This is a genomic window from Allobosea sp. LjRoot90, from assembly GCF_964254315.1.
GTDB lineage: Bacteria > Pseudomonadota > Alphaproteobacteria > Rhizobiales > Beijerinckiaceae > Allobosea.
The window spans coordinates 23,691-41,988 of the sequence record NZ_CAXUTF020000004.1 but is presented as its reverse complement, the minus strand read 5'-3'; the positions used below and the strand labels follow the sequence as shown (position 1 = coordinate 41,988).

Sequence of the window (18,298 nt, the reverse complement as noted above, 5' to 3'; positions counted from 1 at the left end):
GCTGATCGGTAAAACGGTCTCCAGATCAGAAGCGAAAGCGATTTGGCGCGGCGTTAACCCATGGTTAACTTCGTTCGGGCGCTGTGGTGGAAAGAACCCGCGACCGAGCCAGAGGAGCAACCATGCGCCCCGTCACCGTTCTCGCCTTCGCCGTGGCGCTCGGCCTTGGGCCGGCACTCGCGCAGACGACGGGTTCGATCAATCCGGCGCGGGCGCAGACACCGAAACCCGAGGCGCGCCCGGCCGCACCGGGCTTCGACGGCTTCCTGCGGACGCTGTGGCCGATGGCGCAGGCGCGCGGCATCTCGCGCCAAACATTTGATCTCGCCTTCCAGGGCCTGACGCCGGACCCCAGCATCGTCGTCCTGACCCGCAAGCAATCGGAATTCGTCGCGCCGATCTGGAACTATCTCAACAGCGCCGTCGGCGGCGGCCGCATCTCGCGCGGCCGCGAGATGCTGGAGGCTCATGCGAGCGTGCTGGCGCAGGCCGAATCCCGCTATGGCGTTCCCAAGGAGATCATCCTCGGCATCTGGGGGATGGAGACCAATTACGGCTCGTTCAAGGGCGACAAGGACGTGATCCGCTCGCTCGCCACCCTCGCCAGCATCCGCTATCGCGGCGACTTCTTCCGCGACGAGCTGCTGACCGCGCTCGAACTGATCGAGAAGGGTCATGTCGAGCGCCGCGAACTGCGCGGCTCCTGGGCGGGCGCCATGGGCCACACCCAGTTCATGCCGTCGAGCTATCTGAAATACGCGGTCGACCAGACCGGCGACGGTCATGCCGACATCTGGACCTCGACCAGCGACGCCATCGCCTCGACCGCCAACTACCTGAAAGGCTATGGCTGGACCCCCGGCCTGCCCTGGGGCATCGAGGTCGTGGTGCCCGACGGCTTCGACCACAACCTCTACCGCGCCAGCTTCTCGTCCTTCCGCTCGGCCGGCGTCCGCCGCGCCGATGGCGGCTCGCTCCCCTCCTCGGGCGAGGCGAGGCTGTTCTATCCCGCCGGCCATACCGGCCCGGCCATGCTGCTGACCGCTAATTTCGACGTCATCAAGAAGTACAACTCCTCCGACGCTTATGCCCTCGCCGTCGGGCATCTCGGTGACCGGATCGTAGGCAAGCCAGCCTTGCAGGGCGAATGGCCGGTGAAGGCGCCGCGGCTCGACAAGGCCGGCACCACCGACGTCCAGCGCCGGCTGAAAGCCCTCGGTCTCTACAATCACGATGCCGACGGGCGCATCGGCACCGGTACGCGGGAAGCGGTCAGGCAGTACCAACTGCGCGTCGGCATGCTCGCCGACGGCTACCCGACGCCGGCGCTGCTGGCGCGGATGAAGGCTCCCCGCTGACGAACCGGGCGATCGCGACTATATTGCCTGGCGGCGCCTCCTTCTGACCGGCGCCGATCGAGAGCACGATGCGCCTGCGTTCGCTCTTCATGGTTCTGGTAGCGGCCCTCACCCTGCTCGCGACGGGCGGGCCGACCTCGATCGCCCAGAACCCGGTGCCGCCAGGTCGGATACCGTCGGCGCCGCCGCAGGGCCGCAGCCTGTTCAACATGTTCTGGCAGATTCCGGAGAAGCCGGCGGTCCAGCAACGGCAGCCCCGCGAGCGCGTCGCGCCGGTCCAGCGTCGGACGCCGACCCGCGTCGTCGTCCGCGACGACCCGGTCATCCCGAAGGTCGACGTCAACCACCATGTGCTGGTGATCGGCGACACGCTGGCCGGGCAGATCGCCGAAGGGCTCGAGGACAGTCTCGGCGACCGTGCCGATGTCGCCGTGGTGAGCAAGGCCAAAGCCGATAGCGGGCTGGTGCGCACCGATTTCTACGATTGGCCGAAGGCAGCCGGTGAGCTGCTGGCAGCCGACGCCAAGGTGATGGTCGGGGTCATCATCCTCGGCCCGAACGACCGCCAGGTGATCCGCGAAGGCGACGTCACGCACGAGCCGCTGAGCGAGCGCTGGCTCCAACTCTACAAAGCCAGGATCGACGCCATTGCCTCCGCCTTCAGCGCCAGGCGGGTACCGCTGATCTGGGTTGGTGCACCGCCGATGCAGAATCCCCGGCTATCGGCCGACCTGATCACGTTGAACGACCTCTTCCGCAAGGGCGCGGAAGCGGGCGGCGGCCAGTATGTCGACCTCTGGGGCGCCTATGTCGATGGCGAGAACCGCTATACGGCAACCGGGCCGGATGTGAACGGCCAGGTCGCCAAGCTCCGGCTCGGCGATGGCGTCCATTTCACCAAGGCCGGCGCCCGCAAGGCCGCGCATTTCGTCGATGTCGTCATCCGCCGCCTGCTCGAGGGTGCACCGACGCAGAACGTCATCGCCCTGCCGACTTCGCTCGAGACCGGCGCCCCGCTCACGCCCGAATTGCAGCCGGGTGGCGTCGAGCGCCTGATCGACCGCATGGTCAGCGGCCTGCCCGCCGATCTCCAGCTCGTCCCGGTCGTCCCGCCAAGGCCACTGGCCGGGCCGATCTTGCCGTTGACCGGCGCGATTGCGGGCAGCGGTGACGCAGCTCTCATTACTTCGGTTCAGGAGGCGCGCGGGCGCGGCGATGTCGCGGCAGGGCTCGACCGTGTCTTCGGCCAGGGCATCGCACCCGATCCACGACCGGGCCGCGCCGACGATTTCAGCTGGCCGAGGAACTAGCAAAATTCTAAATTCGCCTGCTGAAAGCGAACATCAATGGGCTCTATCGGAGGAAGGCCGAAAGATATGACCTTGACCTTCGAAAGCATCATTAATTTCCTCGGAAACCCATTATTAGTTACATCTTTTGCTTCAATTTACTGCCTTCTGACAGAAGAGAGATTAAAACAAAAAATAATATTGGTTTCGATAATCGCTTTTTGCGGAACTAGCTCCTATTATTATAGCTATAACTTAATTGGCACTGCTGCAGCTATATTTTTACTATTGATATTTGATTTAGTAAGTTGGCTTAAACGGTATATGAGTGCGAGTAAAACTAAAAAATACGCTAGAGCATTGCTCACCCCAACTGAAACCGTTCGAAGCGCTGCATCTCCTCGTCGACCTGCCGCCGCAGCTCCGGAGAAGGCTCGGGATCCAGCCAGGTCCATTGCTGCACCAGGAGCTTGCGCGCCGCCCGGTCGGTCTTGAGGTCGGTGACAGCGACGATGCGGTCTCCCGCCAGAACCGGCAGGCCGAAATAGCCGAAAATGCGCTTCTCCTTCGGCAGATAAGCCTCGAAAACGTGGTCATAGCCGAAGAACAGCTTCAGCCGCTTGCGCTGGATGATCAGCGGATCGAACGGCGAGAGGATGTGGACGAGACTGTCGTCGGACGACTCGGCGGACTTCAAGGCCTCCAGCTTCGCCCAATGCGGCGTCCTCTCCGCGCCCTCGATCGCGACCGGCACAAGCTCCTTGCGCCTCATCCGCCCGGCGATCAGCTCGGCAACCGCCTTCTTGCTGGGCGCATCGAGATGGCAGATCGAATCGAGGCTGACGATGCCCTGCGCCTGCAAGGCACGGTCGAGCTTGTAGGCGGCGATCTGTCGCTCCGAAGCCGGCGTTGGCCGCTTCTCCCAGCCAAAATGCCGATCCAGAAGCTCATAGGTCTTGAGCATGCCCGAACGAGCCGAGATCGCGAGTTCGCCATCGTAGAAGGCGCGTTCGAGCAGCCCCTTGGACGGCTTCTTGCTCGCCCACAGATGCGTCTTCTCGACCAGCACGTCGGTATCGATGTCGCGGATGGTAAGCGCACCATCCTTGCGGATGCGACGCAGCAGCTTGCGGGTCTCCTCGCCGCTGCCGACCGCGGCCCAGCGCTTCGGCTCGGCGCGATGCGCCTTCATCGCCGGCAGGAAATAGCGGAGGTCGGCTGTGGGCGCATAGGACAGAGCATGCGTCCAGTACTCGAACACCGACTTGTCCAGTGACTGCGCCTGCGCGAGGTCATCGCGGCGGTAACCGGGGATGCGGCTGTAGAGGATGTGGTGGTGGCAGCGCTCGACCACGTTGATCGTGTCGATCTGGACATAGCCGAGATGGCTAACCGCGGCCGCCGTCGCCTCAGGCCCGGAGCCGAACGGCTCGCGCGCATCTAGTTTCTGGGCCTTGAGCCAGATCCGGCGCGCTTGCACCTTGTCGAGCTTCAGGATTTTTCGGGGTCGCGTCGCCATGATGGCAAGCTAGCCATGCCACCGCCAAAGGGTAAGGCACTCCCCCGCCACCTACTGACACATCATGGCGGTGGTCTTTCCTCGGCTGCCTAGTCCGCCGCAGACAGCGCTTCCGCCAGTGCCTCCGGCGTCAGCTCCGCCAGCCCCATCTGGACCTTGAAAGCCCTGGTCTTCTCGCCGGGCTTCATCACCAGGATCACCGTCTCGGTGCCCGGGCAGGCCGGATCGGCGCAGAGAATCTCGTTGACGGCGATCACGGCGTTCTCGGGCAGGTGAAGCAGCTCGCGCACCTGCCGTTTGACCTGCGCCGCGGCATCAGCCCCGGCGGCGTCGCGCTTGTCCTTGCCGAACAGGCCAAAGCGCATCGCCTCTCAGCCGCCCGGCAGGGTCAGCACGCCGGCAGCGCCGTCCTCGGCCCCGAAGGCGAGGCGCTTGCCGAGCTTGTCCCAGGCGAAGGCGGTGATGCCGCTGCCGCGCTGCGCCGGCCGAACCAGGAGTTCGGAGGCGTCGGTGAGGCGGATCATCAGGATGCAGCCGTCATCGTAACCGACGGCCAGCACCAGCGCCTTGGGATGGAAGGCGACGCGGGTGACCTTGGCGTGGCGCGCCCCGCATTCGCGCGGCGCCTTGCCGGTCGGTCCATCACCCTGGAAGGGCCAGATGATCGCGGCGTCGGCTCCCGACGATGCGAGCCAGAGCCCGTCATGCGACCAGGACAGCGAGCGCGGCTTGGCCGGATAGCCGGTCATGCGCATATGGCTCGGCTTGTCGCCGAGCCGCCAACCATGCAGCGCGTTCTCCTGCATCGCGCTGACGACGAAGCGCCCGTCTGGCGACCAGGTCACCTCGAGATGCGAGCCCTTCCAGTCGAGGAAATCGGGTTTGGCTTCGGTGTTCGGATACCAGAGCAGCACGCCGTTCATCTGCGCGATGGCGAGCCGATAGCCCTTGGGCGCGAAGGCGAGACCCTGCGGCGTTGACGCGACCTCGATCGACCTGAGCTTGCCCTTGTCGTCGCGCGAATGGACGGTGCGGCCTGTGTTCCAGGCGAGACTGCCGGAAGAGGCGACCGTCACGGCGTCGATCCAGCGCCGCTTCGGATCGAGTGCGAGCTCTTGCGGCTCGCCATCGGCTGATGTCGCAACGACGCGGCCGTCATCGCCGCCACTGATCAGGCGTTCGCCATCCGACACGGCGGAGAGCAGGCCGCCGCGATTGGCCTCGACACTGAGCGTCTCGCCATCGCGCCAGCGCAGCACGCGCCCGTCCGAGAGTGCGAAGGCCAGCGTCTGCTTCAGCCAGAAGGCGCCGACGACATGCTCGCCGGCTTCGATGGCAACGACATGCTCGCGCAGCGAGACGGGTTTTGTGATGGTCTCCATGGCCTTGGCTTTAGCTCAAGCCGCGCAGGCCATGAACCCCTTTCGCAACGCCGCCTCGTCGAGATCGCGGCCGATGAAGACCAGGCGCGAATTGCGCGTCTCGCCCGACTTCCAGTCGCGCTGCAGGTCGCCGTCCAGGATCATGTGCACGCCCTGGAAGACAAAGCGGCGCGGCTCGTCCTTGAAGGCGAGGATGCCCTTGGAGCGCAGGATGTTCGGGCCCTGCACCTGGCTGATATCGTTGATCCAGGGCATGAACTTGTCCGGATCGACATCGCCGGGAAGCGTGAATGACATCGAGCGGATCTCATCCGAGTGATGATGATGGTGGCCGGCTTCGAGGAAGTCCGGCTCGATGTCGAGGATGCGGTCGAGATCGAAGGCGTTGCGGTCGAGCAGCTCGGCGATCGGCAAATCGCAGCGCGTCGTCTTGTGCAGCTTGGCGTAGGGGTTGATCGCGCGGATCGCCGCCTCGACCTCGGCGAGCTCATCGGCGCTAACGAGATCGGTCTTGTTCAGGATGATCACGTCGGCGAAGGCGATCTGGTTCTTCGCCTCCGGCGCATCCTTGAGCCTGTCTTTCAGCCACTTCGCATCAGTCACGGTCACGACGGCGTCGAGCTTGGTGGCGTCGCCGACGTCCTGGTCGACGAAGAAGGTCTGCGCCACCGGCGCCGGGTCGGCGAGGCCAGTGGTCTCGACGATGATCGCGTCGAACTTGCCCTTGCGCTTCATCAGCCCGTCGAGGATGCGGATCAGGTCGCCGCGCACCGTGCAGCAGATGCAGCCATTGTTCATCTCGAACACTTCCTCGTCGGCGCCGACGACGAGGTCGCCATCGATGCCGGTCTCGCCGAACTCGTTGACGATCACGGCGAACTTCTTGCCGTGGTCCTCGGTGAGGATGCGGTTGAGGAGCGTGGTCTTGCCGGCGCCCAGATAGCCGGTGAGCACCGTGACGGGAATCTTCTCGGACATGACTAGAACCTGGTTGGCGGCGCTGCTGCGATCGCGGTCCGGTCAGGCCGGGCCGGCGACGAGCGCCTTCTCGATCTGGCTTATATTGTGTTTCATCATCGCGATGTAAGTCCCGGCCGGACCGTTCGCAGCCGAGAGCGCATCCGAATAGAGCCGCCCGCCGATCTTCGCCCCGCTCTCCCTGGCGATCTGCTCGGCGAGGCGCGGATTGGTGATGTTTTCGAGGAAGACCGCCGGCACCTTCTCCGCCTTGATCTGGCGAATGATGCGCGCGACATCCTTGGCCGAGGCCTCGGCTTCGGTCGAGACGCCCTGCGGCGCGATGAACGCGATGCCATAGGCCTTGGCGAAATAGCCGAAGGCGTCGTGCGAGGTGATCGCCTTGCGCCGCTCCGCCGGAATGCGCGCGACAGTCGCCTTGATCTCGCTTTCTAGGGCATCGAGCTTCGCGAGGTAGGCGGCGGCATTGGCCTCGTAAGACCCCTTGCCGGCCGGATCAGCGGCAACCAGCGCATCGCGGACATTGCCGACATAGATTCTGGCATTGGCGACGCTCTGCCAGGCATGCGGATCCTCGCCGCCATGACCGTGGCCGTGATCATCGGCCATCTTGAGCGGCGTGATGCCGGTGGTCGCAGTCGCGATCGTCGCCTTGGTGCCCGACGACTTGATCAGCCGGGTCAGCCAGCCCTCGAATTTCAACCCATTGACGACGACGAGCTTTGCGCCCGCGACGGTCTTCGCATCGGCCGGCGTCGGCGAATAGACATGGGCGTCGCCATCGGGCCCGACCAGCTGCGCCACCGCGACCCGCTCGCCACCGATCTCGCGCACGAAATCCCCGAGGATCGAGAAGCTCGCGACGACGGGCAGTTTTTCCTGGGCGAGGCCCGGCAGCGGCAGGGCAACGCCGGCGGCAAGGCCGAGGAGAACGGAGCGGCGGTTCAGCATGATGACTCTCGCGCTATATGAAACACTATAACATAACTAGCGCTGGAGATGGGCCCTCGGCAAGAGCCGTCGCGCAAGGCCGCCCTGCGATCCCAGCAGGAGCGAGCCGAGATAGAGCGCCCCAGCCGACAGGATGATCGCCGGTCCGGCCGGGAGATTGCTGCCGGCGGCATAGGAGGCGACGAGGCCGATATAGCCGGAGGCCATGCCGAAGCCGGAGGCGAGCAGGATCAGCCTCGTGATATCGGCGGTCCAGAAGCGGGCAGCAGCGGCTGGCAGCATCATCAACCCGACCGCGAGCAAAGTGCCGAGCGCGTGAAAGCCAGCGACGAGGTTGAGCACGACGAGGCCGAGGAAGGTCAGATGCACGACGCCGCCGGACCGGCTGACCGAACGCAGGAAGCCGGGATCGACGCATTCGAGTACGAGCGGGCGGTAGACCAGCGCCAGCACGCCCAGCGTCAGGCTGGCGACGCTGGAGAGCAGCACCAGCACGTCGTCGTCGAGCGCCAGCACATTGCCGAACAACACGTGGAAAAGATCGACCGCCGAGCCGCGCAGCGAGACCAGGGTGACGCCGAGCGCCAACGAGATCAGGTAGAAGGCGGCGAGCGAGGCGTCTTCCTTAAGCACTGTCAGGCGGGCGACAGCGCCGGCGGCGAGCGCGACGGCAAAACCGGCCACGAGCCCACCCAGTGTCATCGCCGGCAGCGAGAAGCCAGCGACGAGATAGCCGAGCGCCGCGCCTGGCAGGATCGCATGCGCCATGGCGTCGCCGGTCAGGCTCATCCGCCGCAGCATCAGGAAGACGCCGACCGGCGCGCCGGAGACCGACAGCGCGATCACGCCGATCAGCGCCCGGCGCATGAAGTCGAATTCGGCGAAGGGGCCGATCAGGAGGTCGTAGAGCATTGGCCTTGTCTTTTGTCGCTGCGCTCAGGCGGCGCAGGGCGCGGCGTGGCTGTCGAAAGCCTCGACCATGCGGCGCGCCTTGAGCAGATTGTTCGCCGTCAGCACCTCGCCGGTCTCACCCCAGGCGATCGCCTCGCGCGCCAAAAGCAGCGTCTGCGGGAAGGCGCGCTTCACCGTCTCGATATCGTGCAGCACGGCGACGACAGTGCGGTTCTCGCCATGCCAGCGCTGGACCAGCGCGAGCAGATCGGCGCTGGTCCGGGCATCGATCGCCGTGAAAGGCTCGTCGAGCAGGATGATGTCGGCATCCTGCAGCAGGAGCCGGGCGAACAGCGCGCGCTGCATCTGCCCGCCCGAGAGCGTGCCGATGCTGCGCCCCTCGAAGCCGGTGAGGCCGACCGCGGCGATCGCCGCCTCGATCTTGCTGCGCTGGCCAAAGCCGATCCGACCGAAGATGCCGGCCGTGCCCCATAGCCCCACGGCGACGAGATCGTAGACATGGATCGGGAAGGAGCGGTCGAGCTCAGCCGATTGCGGCAGATAGGCGAGGCGCTTGCCCTTCGCGAGCGTCACCGTTCCGTCGAGCGGCGCGAGCGCGCCGGCGATGGCCTTGAGCAGGGTCGACTTGCCAGCGCCGTTCGGACCGACAATGGCGATCAGGCTGCCCGGCGCGATCTCGCCCGAGAGATGATGCACCGCCGGGTGGCGGTCATAGCCGAGCGTCAGATCGCTGAAACGAATGGCGGGCACGGGTTCGGTACTCTTGTTCACGCCAGATTCTTCATCACACAATGACGGCGAAGGTCGCCGCCCACAGCATCAGGATCACGCCGAGCGCCAGACCGAGCCGTTGCCCAGCCGAGAGCCGCAGCAGCGACCAGCCGGGGGCGTCGGAGACCGCATGGCGGTGATGGGCATGATCATGAGCCATATCGAATGATATAATGTTACGCATGGCCGCGAGCAAGCACGATGACGCTTGTCACCAGTGCCGAAGCGCGTCGATATCCATTCTCGCCGACTGCAGCCGGATGGGAGTGCATGCGTGAGTACCGAGCGGGTGACCTTCAAAGCGATACGCGACGGCGTCGCGACCGAGATCGCAACCGATGCGATCGAGGTCGTCCTGCCTGACGGCCTCAGCTTCCGGATCATGGCTTTCGCCGGCCGAAATGGCTCCGCCACCCTGCATATGCCCGCCGATGACCCGCAGACGCCGAGCTTCGATGTATTCTGCGTCGAGCCCGGCGCGGCCAACACGCTGTTCATCTCCGTCGACCGGGTCCAGAAGCGCCAGATCGAGGGTTAGGTGCTCGCCCCTTACGTGGGCCAGTACTGGTACAGCCAGGTCTCGGTCAGCACCTTGTCGCCGCCGCGCAGGAAGCAGCGCATCTCGACCGGGTCCATCCCGTCGACAGTGAGGTCGAACTGCGCCCGCCAATGGCCCGGCACATCGTTCGGCACGGCTTCGGCGAAGGTGTAGGAAAAGCTGCCGCGCGAGGCCGAGAGCACGACCTCGGGCTTGACCCCGAATGGAATCTCCTCGAGCGCCGGCCCCTTGAACTCGATCATGAACTTGCGCACGCCCCTGGGTCTCACCGTGCCCGGCTGGCCACCATTCCCGAGCCGGGTCGCGACGACACGGCCGAGCGTCGGCGGGAAGGGCTCGTCGGCGAGCCAGTGCAGGCGGTAGCGGAAATTATAGGCGTTGCCGACCTTCGCAGGGGCCTCGGGCACCCACATCGCGACGATGTTGTCGTGGATCTCGTCGTCGGTCGGGATCTCGACCAGCTGGACCGCGCCCTTTCCCCATTGGCCGAGAGTCTCAATCCAGAGGCTCGGCCGGCGCTCATAGAAGACGCCGTCGAGGTAGTGGCCGATTTCGCGGTCGCGCTGCATCAGGCCGAAGCCGCGCGGATTGTCGTCGACGAAGGACGAGGCGACGGTGCGCTGGGGATTGTTGAGCGGGCGCCAGGCGCGCTCGCCGCGGCCGGTCCAGAGCGCCAGCCCGTCGGAATCGTGCACCTCCGGCCGCCAGTCGACCATCGTCGCCTTGGCGGTCTCCGAATACCAGTACATCGAGGTCAGCGGCGCGATGCCGAGCCGCACCACATCCTTGCGCAGGTGCAACTCCTGCTCGATCTCCATGGTGACGCCCTTGCCGCGATGCATCCGGAAGCGGAAGGCACCGGCGACGCTCGGCCCGGATAGCAGCGCGTAGATGATCACATGCTCGGCAGCCTCGGGCGGCGTCTCCAGCCAGACATGGGTGAAGTCGGGAAACTCCTCCGGCCGGTCGCCGACCGCGGGGTCGATCGCGAGGCCGCGGGCCGAGAGCCCGTACTGGTAGAGCTCACCGATGGCGCGGAAATAGGAGGCGCCAAGGAAGGCGACCCAGTCGTTCTTCTGCCAGTCGAGCTTCTCGCCCTTGCGACCGGGATGGCCCGAGCGGCTCTCCTGGAAGCGGAAGCCGGCAAAGCCCGCGCCCGGCGGCAATTGCTTGGCCGGTGAATCGGCCGGCATCTCGAAATAGCTCTCGTCGTAGACGATCTCGCGCGCCTTGCCGTCGTCGAGGACGTGCATCCGCACCGGCTTCTGGAAGTAGCGGCCGAGATGGAAGAAGGTCACCGGCCAGGGCGAGGGCCCATTGGCCCAGAGCGCCAGCTCCGGCTTGAACCTGATCTTGCCATGCGCGTCGTAGTCGATTTTCTCGAGCACGTCCGGCTTCGGGTTCGGCGGCGGCTCATAGGGCTTGCCGGCGAGATCGCGCGCCCGCGCCTTCAGCCCGTCGAAGGAGAAAGCTTCGGCCGTGCCGAGCTTCAGCCCCTGCTGCGCCAGCGCCTGGCCGGAGAAACCCGCTGCGGCGAGGGCAGCCGTGCCGGCGGCGCCCGCAAGCAGCGTGCGGCGGTCGATCAGGGGCGTGGTCGGCTGTCGCGGCTGCATCGGGCGGGGCGCTCCATCGAGAAAGATCAGCTGGAAGATGGTGTTTCCGGCTAGCCTGTCCAGCCGGCGAGGGCAATCTCCTGAGCTTCCTGGCGCCAGCAGGGCGGAAATCGCGCGCAATCGCGGCACTGCGAGCATTACGGCTTTGGAACAACTTTTCTTTCCCGCCACGAACCGCCTACAACAGGAAAAGTCCGGCCGTTCGAGCCGGAGCAAGTTTCGGGAGGAATCATGACGACGCTGCTCGCTGGCCGCAGGTTTGCCGGCCTCATGACTGCCGTGATCATCGCCGTGACGCCGGTCGCGGCAAAGGCCCAGGACTTCATCAACGTCCTGACCGGTGGCACCTCCGGCGTCTACTATCCGATGGGCGTCGCGCTCTCGAAAATCTATGGCGACAAGATCGCCAATACCCGCCCCTCGGTGCAGGCGACGAAGGCCTCGGTCGAAAATCTCGTTCTGCTGCAGCAGGGGCGCGGCGAGATCGCCTTCACCCTCGGAGACTCCCTCGACGCCGCCTGGAAGGGCGACGAAGAGGCCGGTTTCAAGAGCCCGCTGAAGAAGCTGCGCGGCATCACTGCGATCTATCCGAACTATGTCCAGATCGTCGCCTCGAAGGAAAGTGGCATCAAGACGCTGGCCGATCTCAAGGGCAAGCGCCTCTCGGTCGGCGCGCCGAAATCCGGCACCGAGCTCAACGCCCGCGCCATCCTCGGCGCGGCCGGCATCGCCTATAAGGATCTCGGTAAGATCGAGTATTTGCCCTTCGCCGAATCCGTCGAGCTGATGAAGAACCGCCAGCTCGACGCGACCCTGCAATCGGCCGGCCTCGGCGTCGCCTCGATCCGCGATCTCGCGAGCTCGGTCGAGATCGTCGTCGTCGAGGTGCCGAAGGCAGTAATCGACAAGGCCGGTCCGCCCTTCATCAGCACGCCGATCCCGGCCAACACCTATGGCGGCCAGACCACGGACGTGAACACCGCCGCCGTCGTGAACTACCTCGTCACGCATGACGGCGTGAAGGAGGAACTGGTCTACCAGATGACCAAGAACATCTTCGAGAATCTCGGCGAACTCGGCTCGTCGCATTCGGCCGGCAAGTCGATCAAGCTCGAGAACGCGCTCGACGGCATGCCGGTGCCGCTGCATCCGGGCGCCGCGCGCTATCTCAAGGAAAAGGGCCTGAAGGTCGGCTCCTGACCCGCTGCATGAGCGAGGGGATAAGCGACGCCGGCTCAACCAGGGCCGGCGTCGTCGCATGACCGGGAATGGGGCAATGACGCAGCAGACCACAGTGGCGGGAGCCGATACCGATCGGCTGCACGAACTCTCCGGAGCCAGCGGCGCGCCGATCGAGAACGAAGCGCTCGACAATTTCGAGCACGGCTTCCCGCCCGGCTTCGGCCCCGGCAGATGGGGCCTGCTCGCCTATGCCGTCGCGCTCGCCTTCGCCTCCTTCCAGATCCTGATATCGGCTTGGCACTTCCTGCCGAGCCAGGCGGTCCGCGGCGTCCATGTCGGCTTCCTGCTGCTGCTCTCCTTCGGCCTCGTCGCCAATTTCAAGGCCAAGACCGATGCGGGCCGCTGGCTCGGCTGGGCGATCGGTGCGCTCGGCTTTCTCATCGGCCTCTACCAGCTGATCTTCTATGCCGACCTGATCCTGCGCGACGGCGACCCGACAACGCTCGACCTCGTCGTCGGCTCCCTGCTCGCCATCCTCGTCTTCGAGGCTGCACGCCGGCTGATGGGCAATGCCTTGCCGATCATGTGCGGCGCCTGCCTGCTCTACTGGTTCTTCGGCCAGTATTTGCCTTCGCCGTTCAACCATCGCGGCTACGGCTTCGACCAGATCATCGGCCATCTCTCCTTCGGCACCGAAGGGCTCTACGGCGTGCCGACCTATGTCTCGGCCACCTACATCTTCCTGTTCATCGTCTTCGGCGCCTTCCTCGAGAAGGCCGGGATGATCCACCTCTTCAACGACGTCTCGCTCGGCCTGTTCGGCGGCGCCCGCGGCGGGCCGGCCAAGGTTGCGGTGTTCTCGTCAGGGATGATGGGGATGATCTCGGGCTCCGGCGTCGCCAACGTCGTCACCGTCGGCCAGTTCACGATTCCGCTGATGATCAAGTTCGGCTACCGGCGCGCCTTCGCCGCCGGCGTCGAGGCCACCGCCTCGATGGGCGGCCAGATCATGCCGCCGGTGATGGGCGCCGCTGCCTTCATCATGGCCGAGACGCTCGGCGTCGATTATTCCGAGATCGTCAAGGCGGCCGCGATCCCCGCCGTGCTCTATTTCGCCTCGGCCTTCTGGATGGTGCATCTGGAAGCCGGCAAGCACGGCCTCAAGGGCATCGAGCGCGCCTTGCTGCCGAGCCCGCTCCGGGCACTGCGCGAGCGCTGGTATCTGGCGCTGCCACTCGCCGTGCTGGTCTTCATGCTGTTCCACGGCTTCACGCCGCTCTTCGCCGGCACGATCGGTCTTGCGCTCACCGTCGGCCTCTTGCTCGGCACCGGCGTCGCCCTCGGCTTCAAGACGACGACGCTGCGGGTGATCTTCTGGGTCGGCCTGGGGCTGATCGCCGGGGCGCTATTGCGCGAGGGCATGGATGTCCGCGTCGTCGCCGGCCTCATCCTGGTGCTCGTCCTGCTCAACGCCCTCACCATCGGCGGCCGCGCCACGCTCGCCATCTGCCGTGACGCGCTCGCCGACGCCGCCAAGACGGCGCTGCCGGTCGGCATCGCCTGCGCCATCGTCGGCACCATCATCGGCCTGATGACCCAGACCGGCATCGGCACCACCTTCGGCGCCTGGATCATCGGGCTCGGCAAGACCAGCCTGTTCCTGGCGCTGGTCCTGACCATGATCCTGTCGATCCTGCTCGGCACCGGCATCCCGACGATCCCGACCTACATCATCGTCGCGGCGCTCGCCGCCCCGGCGCTGGAAAAGCTCGGCGTGCCGCTGATCGTCAGCCACATGTTCGCCTTCTACTACGGCATCATGGCCGACCTCTCGCCTCCAGTGGCACTGGCGGCATTGGCGGCCGCGCCGATCGCCAAGGAGAACCCGGACAAGATCGGCTGGGAGGCGATGCGCGTCGCGCTCGCCGGCTACGTCATCCCGTTCATCGCGGTCTATTCGCCGGCGCTGATGCTGCAGCCGGGCGATCCGATGTCGAACCTGATCGGCTTCTGGCCGTCCGTGGTCTATGCGGTGATCAAGGCCAGCGTCGCCATCGGCCTGTTCGGCATGGTCGCGATCGGCTTCCTGTTCGCTAGGCTCAGCGTAGCCGAACGCGTGCTCAGCTTCGCCGCCGCGGTCTTCCTGTTCGGCGAATTTCCATACAGCGATCCGCTCGGCTACGCCCTCGCCGCCGCGATCGTCGGCCGCCATTGGTGGACCAATCGCGAGGCGATTGCAGCCCGGCCGGCATGATCTGCCTTGCTGCCGGCGCGCTTGTGATCTCGCTCGGCGCGAGTGAGATCACGCTCTCCTGGCGGCACTCGGTGCAGAAATCGCTGTGGGAAGAGATCTGGCGCGAAACCCCCGAGGGCCTCGTCCTCGCCGAAGCGCGCATCCAGGGCTCGGGCGCGGGCATGGACCCGCCTGATGGCGCGAAACTCGTCGATGGCTTCTGGCGCTGGCGACCCGACCTGCCGGCGTTGCGGGAGGTCGTTATGCGTCGCTCGGGCGCGACCGCCGACTGGCGGGTCTGCGTGGAAGGCCGCTGCCGCTCGCTCGATGAATTGCTGCCGGCCGAGGCCGATCCGGTGGTGATGCGCCCTTGCGGCTGAGCCTCAGCCGCGATGGGTCAGGCGCTCGATCTTCACGACCCGGCGCATGAAATTCAGCAGGCCATAGGCGGCCAGCACCGAGAACAGCCCCATCAGCACATAGGCGACGATGGGCCCAAGCTCGAACAGGCCGGCCAGCGCCCAGCCGGAAGCCAGCGCGACGCCGAAGATCTCGACCGCGATCAGGATGGCGAGCGACACCACCATGATCACATTGCGCCAATTGGTGCGGCCAGCCGCCATGCTTTTACCCTCGGAACCCATGCACGGACCGCCTAGCCTAGGCGGCGGCGGCATGCAACAAAATCGCGCCTTCCGGCAAAATGGTCACGCCCGCCCCGAACGAAAAGAACCTGATGCCCGATTCTCCGGTTTTCAACTCGGCCGCCGTTGCGGCGCCTCATCGTCTCGCCTCGGAAGCCGGCCGCGCCATCCTGGCCGAAGGCGGCAATGCGATCGAGGCGATGGTCGCCATGGCCGCGACCATCGCGGTCGTCTATCCCCACATGAACGCCATCGGCGGCGACGGCTTCTGGCTGGTGCACGAGCCCGGCGGCAGGGTCCACGCCATCGAGGCCTGCGGTCCGGCAGGCAGCCTCGCCACGATCGAGCGCTATCGCGAGAAGGGCCATGACACGCTCCCGGCGCGCGGCCCGGACGCGGCGATCACCGTCGCCGGCGCGATCGGCGGCTGGCAGGCGGCGCACGCGCTGTCCCAAAGCCTCGGCGGCAGGTTGCCGTTGAAGGACCTGCTCGCCGACGCCATCCGCCATTGTACCGAGGGCTACGACATCTCGGACTCCGAGCTGCGCACCTGGCCGCAGGAGGTCGAGGCGGTGAAGGCCGCGCCCGGCTTCAGCGAGTTCTTCTGGCCGGGCGGCGAGCGGCCCAAGGCCGGCGACCGGCGCAAACCGGCGGCGCTCGGCGCGACACTGCAGCAGCTCGCCCATGCCGGGCTCGACGATTTCTATCGCGGCGACATCGGCCGCGAGCTCGCCGAGGATCTCGGCCGCTTGGGCGCTCCGATCACCCGCGCCGATCTCGAAGCCTTCCGCGCCCGGCGCGTCCAGCCGCTGGCGCTGAAGCTGCCGGGGCTCACGGTCTACAATTTCCCGCCGCCGACGCAGGGCCTGACTGCCCTGATGATCCTCGGCATCTTCGAGAAGCTCGGCGTGAGCCGGGCCGAGAGCTTCGACCATCATCACGGGCTGGTCGAGGCGGTGAAGCGGGCGCTCGCCATCCGCGACAAGGTCGTCACCGACCCGGCCTTCATGACGGTCGATCCGGCGAGCCTCCTCACCGATGCCGCCCTGGAGCGCGAGGCTACGAAGATCGACCGCAAGCGCGCCGCGAGCTGGCCGTTCCGGCCCGGCGAGGGCGACACGATCTGGATGGGCGCGATCGACGGCTCCGGCCTCGCCGTCTCCTATATCCAGTCGCTCTACTGGGAATACGGCTCCGGCTGCATCCTGCCGAAGACCGGCGTCAATTGGCAGAATCGCGGCGTCTCCTTCTCGCTCGATAAAAAGGCGCTCAATCCGCTGACGCCCGGGCGCAAGCCCTTCCACACGCTCAACCCGCCGCTCGCCTGCTTCGACGATGGCCGGATCGTGAGCTATGGCGCGATGGGCGGCGACGGCCAGCCGCAATTCCAGGCCCAGATCCTGTCGCGCTATCGTTTCGGCCAGGGCGTCGCCGACGCCGTCGATGCGCCGCGTTGGCTCTTCGGCCGCACCTGGGGCGCCGGCTCGATCTCGCTCAAGCTGGAGAACCGCTTCGACCCGATGCTGCTGGCAAGGCTCACGGCTGCCGGTCACCCGGTCGAGGAATACAGCGAGGCCTATTCCGACCAGTTCGGCCATGCCGGCATGCTGGTCAAGCATCAGAAAGGCCATGTCGAGGCGACGCATGATCCGCGCTCGGACGGCGACGCCAAAGGTATCTGATTGGGATCTGGGGGAATCTGAGAACACCATGATCGAGAACGACCCGTTCCGCTGCTTCGTGCCTTATCCCGAAGCCCCGGTGAAGCATGCCTCCTCCGGCCCGCTCTCCGGGCTGACCCTCGCGGTCAAGGACCTCTTCGACGTCAAGGGCTATCCGACCGGCGCTGGATCGCCGACTGTGCTGGCGCTGTCGGGGACCAAGACCAAGACGGCGCCGATCGTGAAGGCGTTCCTGGAGGCCGGCGCCCGCTTTGTCGGCAAGACCCATACCGACGAGCTCGCCTTCTCGCTCAATGGCAAGAACGCCCATTTCGGCTCACCCGTAAACCCGGCCGCTCCTGACCGCATCACCGGCGGCTCGTCCTCGGGCTCGATGGCGGCGGTCGCCGGCCGACTGGCCGACATCGCGCTCGGCTCCGACACCGGCGGCTCGGTCCGGGCACCGGCGAGCTATGGCGGCCTGTTCGGTATCCGCCCGACCCATGGAAGGCTGTCGCTGAAGCGCGCCTGGCCGCTGGCCGAGAGCCTCGACACCGCCGGCTTCTTCGCGCGGGATGGCGAGGTCTTCGCCCGCGCTGCCAATGCGGTGCTCGGCAAGGACCGGCTGACGCTGCCGGAGACGCCGCGCCTTCTGCTCGCCGACGACCTCTTCGCCCAGGCCGTACCTGAGGCCGAGCGCATCCTGCGCAATGTCGTGCAGCGCATCGTGCCGATCCTCGGCCAGCCCGAGACGGTGCGTGCCGTCAGCGACATGGACGCGCTCTACTGGGCCTTCCGCTGGATCCAGGGCCGCGAGGCCTGGGCTTCGGATGGCGCGATGATCGAACGCCATGCGCCGCCACTCGGCCCCGGTGTCGCCGAGCGCTTCGCTTTCGGCAAGGCCGTCAGCGATGCCGAATTCGCCCGTGGCGAGAGCGTGCGCAAGACGTTCCGCTCGAAGCTGGCGCGCCTCCTCGGCAAGGATGGCGTGCTGATGTTGCCGACGGTGCCCGATGTCGCGCCGCTGATCGGCGCCGGCGAGCCCGAGCTCGAGGATTTCCGCAACCGTGCCCTGCGCCTGCTCTGCCTTGCGGGGCTCTCCGGCTTCCCGCAGATTTCGATTCCCGTCGCCCATCGCGACGATGCCCCGCTCGGGCTCTCGGTGATCGGACCGAAGGGTTCGGACAAGTCGCTCGCAGCCTTCGCGGTGAAATTCGAGCGGGCGGCGCGGATCAGACTGGCATGA

The 18,298-nt window shown here is 66.2% G+C and carries 18 protein-coding genes; 8 read left to right on the top strand and 10 right to left on the bottom strand.

Translation table 11 applies throughout. From position 1 onward, the window contains the following. The first annotated feature begins 122 nt into the window (after positions 1–122). On the top strand, positions 123–1,358 hold the full coding sequence (locus tag ACSQ3M_RS15680; protein ID WP_436151010.1) for a lytic murein transglycosylase: 1,236 nt from the start codon (positions 123–125) through the stop codon (positions 1,356–1,358). Positions 1,359–1,426: 68 nt separating this feature from the next. Next, positions 1,427–2,668, top strand: a complete 1,242-nt coding sequence (locus tag ACSQ3M_RS15675) for an SGNH/GDSL hydrolase family protein (protein WP_436151009.1) — start codon at positions 1,427–1,429, stop codon at positions 2,666–2,668. Positions 2,669–3,011: 343 nt separating this feature from the next. On the opposite strand, the gene ACSQ3M_RS15670 is transcribed toward ACSQ3M_RS15675, so the two are convergent. The 8 genes from ACSQ3M_RS15670 to ACSQ3M_RS15635 form a co-directional block, all read right to left on the bottom strand. After that, complete coding sequence (locus ACSQ3M_RS15670) at positions 3,012–4,166, bottom strand: winged helix-turn-helix domain-containing protein (protein WP_436151008.1); 1,155 nt, start codon at positions 4,164–4,166, stop codon at positions 3,012–3,014. An 89-nt stretch (positions 4,167–4,255) separates the two neighbouring features. Continuing rightward, positions 4,256–4,531: a hypothetical protein gene (locus ACSQ3M_RS15665; RefSeq protein ID WP_436151007.1), complete on the bottom strand. Its 276-nt coding sequence runs from the start codon at positions 4,529–4,531 to the stop codon at positions 4,256–4,258. Between the two features lie 6 nt (positions 4,532–4,537). Continuing rightward, a complete protein-coding gene (locus ACSQ3M_RS15660) occupies positions 4,538–5,548 on the bottom strand; it encodes a WD40 repeat domain-containing protein (RefSeq protein ID WP_436151006.1) in 1,011 nt (336 codons plus the stop codon). 15 nt (positions 5,549–5,563) lie between these two features. Further along, positions 5,564–6,526: a CobW family GTP-binding protein gene (locus ACSQ3M_RS15655; RefSeq protein WP_436151005.1), complete on the bottom strand. Its 963-nt coding sequence runs from the start codon at positions 6,524–6,526 to the stop codon at positions 5,564–5,566. A 42-nt stretch (positions 6,527–6,568) separates the two neighbouring features. Continuing rightward, complete coding sequence (locus ACSQ3M_RS15650; RefSeq protein ID WP_436151004.1) at positions 6,569–7,477, bottom strand: metal ABC transporter substrate-binding protein; 909 nt, start codon at positions 7,475–7,477, stop codon at positions 6,569–6,571. Positions 7,478–7,513: 36 nt separating this feature from the next. After that, positions 7,514–8,389, bottom strand: a complete 876-nt coding sequence (locus tag ACSQ3M_RS15645) for a metal ABC transporter permease (RefSeq protein WP_436151003.1) — start codon at positions 8,387–8,389, stop codon at positions 7,514–7,516. Between the two features lie 24 nt (positions 8,390–8,413). Next, positions 8,414–9,160, bottom strand: coding sequence for a zinc ABC transporter ATP-binding protein AztA (gene aztA, locus ACSQ3M_RS15640; protein ID WP_436151002.1), 747 nt, complete (start codon positions 9,158–9,160; stop codon positions 8,414–8,416). 13 nt (positions 9,161–9,173) lie between these two features. Beyond that, a complete protein-coding gene (locus ACSQ3M_RS15635) occupies positions 9,174–9,320 on the bottom strand; it encodes a hypothetical protein (RefSeq protein ID WP_436151001.1) in 147 nt (48 codons plus the stop codon). Positions 9,321–9,434: 114 nt separating this feature from the next. On the opposite strand from ACSQ3M_RS15635, the gene ACSQ3M_RS15630 reads away from it, so the two are divergent. Further along, positions 9,435–9,698, top strand: a complete 264-nt coding sequence (locus ACSQ3M_RS15630) for a hypothetical protein (protein ID WP_436151000.1) — start codon at positions 9,435–9,437, stop codon at positions 9,696–9,698. Positions 9,699–9,709: 11 nt separating this feature from the next. Here the strand turns inward: ACSQ3M_RS15630 and ACSQ3M_RS15625 are convergent, their stop codons facing one another. Further along, a complete protein-coding gene (locus ACSQ3M_RS15625; RefSeq protein WP_436150999.1) occupies positions 9,710–11,332 on the bottom strand; it encodes a glucan biosynthesis protein in 1,623 nt (540 codons plus the stop codon). A 270-nt stretch (positions 11,333–11,602) separates the two neighbouring features. Here ACSQ3M_RS15625 and ACSQ3M_RS15620 point away from each other — a divergent pair, with 270 nt between their 5' ends. The 3 genes from ACSQ3M_RS15620 to ACSQ3M_RS15610 all read left to right on the top strand — a co-directional run bounded on the left by ACSQ3M_RS15620 (position 11,603) and on the right by ACSQ3M_RS15610 (position 15,127). Then, on the top strand, positions 11,603–12,532 hold the full coding sequence (locus tag ACSQ3M_RS15620; RefSeq protein ID WP_436151531.1) for a TAXI family TRAP transporter solute-binding subunit: 930 nt from the start codon (positions 11,603–11,605) through the stop codon (positions 12,530–12,532). Positions 12,533–12,608: 76 nt separating this feature from the next. After that, positions 12,609–14,768: a TRAP transporter permease gene (locus ACSQ3M_RS15615; RefSeq protein WP_436150998.1), complete on the top strand. Its 2,160-nt coding sequence runs from the start codon at positions 12,609–12,611 to the stop codon at positions 14,766–14,768. Continuing rightward, positions 14,765–15,127 carry a DUF1850 domain-containing protein gene (locus ACSQ3M_RS15610; protein ID WP_436150997.1) on the top strand — a complete coding sequence of 121 codons (363 nt, stop codon included), beginning with the start codon at positions 14,765–14,767 and terminating at the stop codon, positions 15,125–15,127. Before ACSQ3M_RS15615 ends, ACSQ3M_RS15610 begins: the two co-directional genes overlap by 4 nt. Positions 15,128–15,130: 3 nt before the next feature. Here ACSQ3M_RS15610 and ACSQ3M_RS15605 read toward each other — a convergent pair whose 3' ends face one another. Beyond that, positions 15,131–15,370, bottom strand: coding sequence for a hypothetical protein (locus tag ACSQ3M_RS15605; RefSeq protein WP_129157239.1), 240 nt, complete (start codon positions 15,368–15,370; stop codon positions 15,131–15,133). A gap of 113 nt (positions 15,371–15,483) precedes the next feature. On the opposite strand from ACSQ3M_RS15605, the gene ACSQ3M_RS15600 reads away from it, so the two are divergent. Continuing rightward, complete coding sequence (locus ACSQ3M_RS15600) at positions 15,484–17,073, top strand: gamma-glutamyltransferase family protein (RefSeq protein WP_436150996.1); 1,590 nt, start codon at positions 15,484–15,486, stop codon at positions 17,071–17,073. A gap of 28 nt (positions 17,074–17,101) precedes the next feature. Further along, on the top strand, positions 17,102–18,298 hold the full coding sequence (locus tag ACSQ3M_RS15595; protein WP_436150995.1) for an amidase: 1,197 nt from the start codon (positions 17,102–17,104) through the stop codon (positions 18,296–18,298).

Excerpts from the sequence above, each read along its gene's own strand:
- ACSQ3M_RS15610 (WP_436150997.1), top strand. The coding sequence starts at position 14,765 with ATGATCTGCCTTGCTGCCGGCGCGCTTGTGATCTCGCTCGGCGCGAGT.
- ACSQ3M_RS15595 (WP_436150995.1), top strand. The coding sequence starts at position 17,102 with ATGATCGAGAACGACCCGTTCCGCTGCTTCGTGCCTTATCCCGAAGCC.
- ACSQ3M_RS15625 (WP_436150999.1), bottom strand. The coding sequence starts at position 11,332 with ATGCAGCCGCGACAGCCGACCACGCCCCTGATCGACCGCCGCACGCTG.
- ACSQ3M_RS15670 (WP_436151008.1), bottom strand. The coding sequence starts at position 4,166 with ATGGCGACGCGACCCCGAAAAATCCTGAAGCTCGACAAGGTGCAAGCG.
- ACSQ3M_RS15620 (WP_436151531.1), top strand. The coding sequence starts at position 11,603 with ATGACTGCCGTGATCATCGCCGTGACGCCGGTCGCGGCAAAGGCCCAG.
- ACSQ3M_RS15655 (WP_436151005.1), bottom strand. The coding sequence starts at position 6,526 with ATGTCCGAGAAGATTCCCGTCACGGTGCTCACCGGCTATCTGGGCGCC.
- ACSQ3M_RS15645 (WP_436151003.1), bottom strand. The coding sequence starts at position 8,389 with ATGCTCTACGACCTCCTGATCGGCCCCTTCGCCGAATTCGACTTCATG.
- ACSQ3M_RS15600 (WP_436150996.1), top strand. The coding sequence starts at position 15,484 with ATGCCCGATTCTCCGGTTTTCAACTCGGCCGCCGTTGCGGCGCCTCAT.
- ACSQ3M_RS15615 (WP_436150998.1), top strand. The coding sequence starts at position 12,609 with ATGACGCAGCAGACCACAGTGGCGGGAGCCGATACCGATCGGCTGCAC.
- ACSQ3M_RS15660 (WP_436151006.1), bottom strand. The coding sequence starts at position 5,548 with ATGGAGACCATCACAAAACCCGTCTCGCTGCGCGAGCATGTCGTTGCC.
- ACSQ3M_RS15665 (WP_436151007.1), bottom strand. The coding sequence starts at position 4,531 with ATGCGCTTTGGCCTGTTCGGCAAGGACAAGCGCGACGCCGCCGGGGCT.
- ACSQ3M_RS15650 (WP_436151004.1), bottom strand. The coding sequence starts at position 7,477 with ATGCTGAACCGCCGCTCCGTTCTCCTCGGCCTTGCCGCCGGCGTTGCC.
- ACSQ3M_RS15635 (WP_436151001.1), bottom strand. The coding sequence starts at position 9,320 with ATGGCTCATGATCATGCCCATCACCGCCATGCGGTCTCCGACGCCCCC.
- ACSQ3M_RS15675 (WP_436151009.1), top strand. The coding sequence starts at position 1,427 with ATGCGCCTGCGTTCGCTCTTCATGGTTCTGGTAGCGGCCCTCACCCTG.
- ACSQ3M_RS15605 (WP_129157239.1), bottom strand. The coding sequence starts at position 15,370 with ATGGCGGCTGGCCGCACCAATTGGCGCAATGTGATCATGGTGGTGTCG.
- ACSQ3M_RS15680 (WP_436151010.1), top strand. The coding sequence starts at position 123 with ATGCGCCCCGTCACCGTTCTCGCCTTCGCCGTGGCGCTCGGCCTTGGG.